1 protein-coding gene and 1 pseudogene are annotated in these 1,165 nt (G+C 28.2%); one reads left to right on the plus strand and one right to left on the minus strand.

Annotation, left to right across the window (positions count from 1 at the left end; all coding sequences use genetic code 11):
- Positions 1–67: 67 nt before the first annotated feature.
- Entirely contained in the window at positions 68–826 is a 759-nt protein-coding gene (locus tag BG20_RS10945; RefSeq protein ID WP_010195357.1) for a glutamate racemase, read from the minus strand.
- A 108-nt stretch (positions 827–934) separates the two neighbouring features.
- Here BG20_RS10945 and BG20_RS10950 point away from each other — a divergent pair.
- Positions 935–1,165, plus strand: a pseudogene (locus tag BG20_RS10950) (hypothetical protein); the annotation flags it as partial.

Below are 1,165 nucleotides of genomic sequence, written 5' to 3' on the forward strand. Positions count from 1 at the left end.
GATTGATCATATTTTTTTAAATGGATTAAATATTTTGAACTTAAAAATATATATGAATTATAATTTACTAAGTTAATTTAGAAATTTTGTTTTTAATTCCAAGATGTTCAAGTTTATTTTCAAGTAATTTGATGTTTCCAGAAGTAAATATTTGTAAACAATTTCTTTTTTTACTTTGATTAGAATACTTTCGTTTTAGTTTTTTAGCTAATAGAATGCTTGGATCTAGAAAAGTCACAGTAGGAAAAACATCTTTTAAAAATTTTAAAAGAAATGGTAAATGTGTACTAGACAATATTACTACATCTATATTGTTTTTAATTAACATGGAACTAAGAGTTTTTTCGATTATGGTTTTGCAAGACTCTGGATTTGAATAAAATTTTCCTGATTCAACTAATTCAACTAACGCTGATGCGTTTATTTTGAAAATTTTTAATCCATTTGTATTAAATAAATCTAAATATTTTTCAAGTAATTTACTCTTTACAATTGATTCTGTTGCTAATATTGCAATAGTTTTTGATTTTGTGATTTTTTTTGCTTCACTTATTGGTGGTAGTACAGAAATAATATTTCTTGGGCGTGAATTTAATGTGAGGGATAAAGTATTTGAACCAACTATAATCAAATTTGGTTTGAATGAATTTTGAAGTGTCATAATTGTTTGTAATGTAATTTCGTTGAGTAATTTGATTGATTTTTTTCCATATGGATAGTTTTTTGAATCTGCAAAGTAGATTATGCTGCATTTGAATTGTTTTTGTATTTGTTTTATCACAGACAACGAGCCTAACCCAGAATCAAACACTACAATTCTAACCATTGTTCATCTGTATGTTAAATCATGATTTAGATTTTGTTAGCTAAATTTACTCTAAAGTTTATCTAAATTTACTCTGTCCATTAAGAGTTAACTTGTAAATCACTTGACATGCCAAACTTCGATAAGACTTGGGCTCGACAAGAGACACCAGGTGTAACCGAAAAACTCCGTGAGACAATAAAACCTCAAGGTGCATTAAAACCACGAATCCAAACCGCAGTAAACAAACTACAAGTTCAGATATCAAAAATGGACTCTATGCTTGGCAAACTGCATGAAAGAGACGCGCAACTCTTTCAGAGAGTAGTGACAGCAATGCAGCAACATGATACAAGTACT

Origin of the sequence: Candidatus Nitrosarchaeum limnium BG20, assembly GCF_000241145.1 — an archaeon.
Lineage (GTDB): Archaea > Thermoproteota > Nitrososphaeria > Nitrososphaerales > Nitrosopumilaceae > Nitrosarchaeum > Nitrosarchaeum limnae.

What these genes read in the sequence shown, in the direction of transcription:
- BG20_RS10945 (WP_010195357.1), bottom strand. Translation starts at nt 826, where the DNA reads ATGGTTAGAATTGTAGTGTTTGATTCTGGGTTAGGCTCGTTGTCTGTG.